The sequence below is a fragment of the Mycobacterium sp. E3247 genome (genome assembly GCF_001667785.1).
Classification (GTDB): Bacteria; Actinomycetota; Actinomycetes; order Mycobacteriales; family Mycobacteriaceae; genus Mycobacterium.
In genome coordinates this window covers 1-3129 of record NZ_LZJG01000281.1, presented here as the reverse complement: position 1 = coordinate 3129, position 3129 = coordinate 1, and the positions used below count along the sequence as shown (strand labels likewise).

The window sequence follows — 3129 nt, the reverse complement described above, 5'->3', positions numbered from 1 at the left end:
GGCGATCGAGTCGACGATGAGGTCGAGGTGCTCGCGCCAGTCCTGGTCGGCGGTGATCAGGATCTTGCTGCGCCCCGGACCGTTGACGATCACCGCCGGGTCGCCGGCGTACTTGTCGACGACCGGCTGCCCGCCGTAGACCATGGCGAGGTCGGCCGACCGGATGATCTCGTCGGCGCCGGCATGATCGGTGGGCAGGTAGGCGGCGTCCTCGGGGCGAAAGCCGCCCTGCCGCAGGGCATGCACCAGCCGGTGGGCGGTCAGCGGCTCGCGGCGGGACGGCCGCACCGCGACCCGGTAGCCCAGCGCCAGCGCCTGCGGCCACAGGCCGTGCACGCCCGGACCGTTTCCCGCCGCGTGCACGGCGAACACCTCCCCGCGCCGCGCCCATACCGCGCCTCCCCGCCGGGTGGGTTCCTCGCGCCAATCCAGCGTCGCGCCCACCGGGCGGGCCGGCCGGACCGCGTCGACCGCGCCGCCCACGGCGTCCGCCACGGCGCGCGCCCCGGCGCGGGTGACCGCGATCGGCAGTCCCGAAATCCGGCTGGCCAGCCCGACGTAGCCCTCGAAGTCCAGCCCGGCGATGACGCCGTCGGCGAAGATGCCCGCGGCCGCCTCCAGCGCCGCCGCGCGCTGCCCGACGGGCATTGGAGCCGCCTTGCGTTGCGCCGCCAGGGTGCGCGAGACATACAGCGGCGGCACGATGCTCAGCTCGGCGACCGCGGCGCCGGCGGTGCTGAGCAGGATCTCGCGGCGGCGGGTCCGGTACTGCTCGCCGGGACCCAGCGCATCGATCGACACCAAATCGGTTGCGGCTCCCGCCCGTCCGACCGCCATGGTCAGTACACGCCCTCGATCACGGCCTCGCCCTCGAAGGTGGAGACCGGGCGGACCGCACTGACCGAGTCGCTGAGCTCGCCCGCCGGGCCAGGTTCCCTGACAGCGAGGTCTCGCTCCAGGTTGTTCGGGATGAACATGCCCTTGCTGACGTGGTGCATCACCACCTGCCCGGTCTGCCCATAGGGCACCCGTTCGCCGGTGTCGGGATCGACCACCCAGAACACCACGTACGGTGTCCGCGGGTCGAACACGAACGCATCGCCGCCGTCGGTTCGGGTGACCGCTTGGGACAGCACCATGGTGCTGCCGAAGGCCATGGTGATCGTGGTCGCCGGGAAGAGATCGCGGAGCAGGTCGAGGGTGTCGGCGTCCACGTGCGCGCCGCTGAGCAACAGGTAGCGGATCTTCTCGTTCAGCAGATCGACCACCCGGTCGTCCCGGGCCATGGCCTCCAGCAGCGGCGGGGTGGTGTGCAGGTTCGCGACGTTCTGCGTCCGCAGCACGAACAGGGCCTGCTCGACAACGTGGTCGACGTAGGCCGCGACTTCACCGGCGGCGCTGCGGGCGGCGAGCTTCTTCACCCACCGGGGATCGATGTCGATCGCGTGGAACGTCGCGCCGAGCCGCTCGGAGACCAGCCGCGAGAAATAGCCCACCCCGTGGGGGCCGCTCGGCATCAGGCACAGGAAGCCCTGGCCGCGGCGAAACCCACCGTCGGCAAAGTCCTCGGTCTGCCAGCGCACCACCTGCGCGACCCAATCCGGAAGCTGCGCAGTCCGTTTCGGCGCTCCGGTGGTTCCGCCCGATTCGAACACCTGGGGCACCGGACGCGGTTCGCCGTAACCGCGCGGGATGAGGTCTTCCACCGGCACCTCGCGCAATTCGTTGACGAGGTTGGGAAACAGCCGCAGATCGGCGAAGGTGTTGACGTCGGTCAACGGATCGAAGTCCAGCGCCGCGGCGGTCCGCAACCAGAATGCTGAACCGGTGTCCTCGCCGAAGTGCCACGCGATCGCCGCGCGAAGGTAGACCTCGGGATCCTCGACCGGGTCCGATCTCGGAACGTCCAACAGCGAGAAGTCGATAGCGGCCATATCAACAGATCCTGGCCCATCCTCAACCGCTCGCCAAGCGCCCGCCGCCGTATTGGCTTACTTCGCATGGAATTTCGCTGGCATGTACCCGCCGTTCACTTCCGGGCGGGTCGTGCCGTCGTCGCCGGGGAAGCGCTATGTTCTGTGCACCGAGACACGGCGGACAGCAGGGAGTGCGAATGATCGAGTTCACCCTCACCCGGACCTCCACGGCGCCGATCGAGACCGTGTTCGACGCCATGACCAACCACCGCGGGATCGCGGACTGCACGTGGGCGATCCGTCGTAGCACGCTCGACCGCGAGGGAACCCCCGCCCCGAACGGTGTCGGCGCGATCAGACGCCTGGAGGCGATCGGACCCCCGTTCGTCGAGGAGATCATCGAGTACGAGCGGCCCACCCGCTACGCGTACAAGATGCTCTCCGGCGCACCGACCCGGGATCACATCGGCACGGTCCGGCTGCGTGAAACAGACACGGGGACCGAGGTCAGCTGGCACCTGCGGTCAACGCTGAAGATTCCCGGTATTGACCGGCTGATGCTGCCGGTGTTCAAGAAGGTCATCGGCGAGCTGCTCAAAGGCGGCGTCGCCGCCGCCGAACGGAGCGGCTAAGCCGCGCGGTTGTGCAGCCGCCGCGGGTCGACGCCTGATTTCCGCCACGCCCTGGCCGCCCAGGGCGTGTAGATCGCCCCGACCGGCAGCCGGCTGATCAGCGGGTTGAGCGCGCGCATGGCGGCGGCGAACCGCTGAAAACGCTTCTCCCTCTTCGCGTCCCACTCCAACCGGCAAACCTCGCGCATCTGCGGCGGCATGGTCCCGACTAGGACCAGGCGGGTGTAGGCGTTGAGTGGCGCCGACACCACCTTCCACACCGGCTTCGGGATCCGGCGCGGACCGGGAATTCCCTTGCGGATGTAGCCGGTGCCATACAAGACCGTCTTGTGCGGGACGAACCGCTCGAGCATCTCGTCCCAGTAGGCGAGGAATTCGTCGTAGGTCTGCGGCTGGCCGCGGTCGCTGACCCCGTAGAGGCGGTACCACACCTTGCCCTCGTCGAAGATCTGCGCCTTCTCCGCGTGGGACAGCCGACGGATGAACGTGTCGGTGGTGTAGATGACCTGGTCCACGAAGGTCGCGTGCGCCCAGTAGAACAACTCCGGGTTGAGTGCGTGATATCTCGAGCCGTCGCTGAT

General features: G+C 69.0%; 3 protein-coding genes and 1 pseudogene. 1 reads left to right on the top strand and 3 read right to left on the bottom strand.

Annotated elements, in window-relative coordinates; all coding sequences use genetic code 11:
• Window positions 1-804: pseudogene (locus tag A9X04_RS15445) on the bottom strand (aldehyde dehydrogenase); the annotation flags it as partial.
• A 35-nt stretch (window positions 805-839) separates the two neighbouring features.
• Window positions 840-1934 (bottom strand): AMP-binding protein, encoded by a 1095-nt coding sequence (locus A9X04_RS15440; RefSeq protein ID WP_067921898.1) that lies wholly within the window; start codon window positions 1932-1934, stop codon window positions 840-842.
• Between the two features lie 179 nt (window positions 1935-2113).
• Here A9X04_RS15440 and A9X04_RS15435 point away from each other — a divergent pair, with 179 nt between their 5' ends.
• Window positions 2114-2548: an SRPBCC family protein gene (locus tag A9X04_RS15435; protein WP_067921896.1), complete on the top strand. Its 435-nt coding sequence runs from the start codon at window positions 2114-2116 to the stop codon at window positions 2546-2548.
• Here A9X04_RS15435 and A9X04_RS15430 read toward each other — a convergent pair.
• On the bottom strand, window positions 2545-3129 hold a 585-nt coding region (locus A9X04_RS15430), incomplete at its 5' end, for an oxygenase MpaB family protein (protein ID WP_156764373.1). The two genes, A9X04_RS15435 and A9X04_RS15430, sit on opposite strands and share 4 nt — an antisense overlap.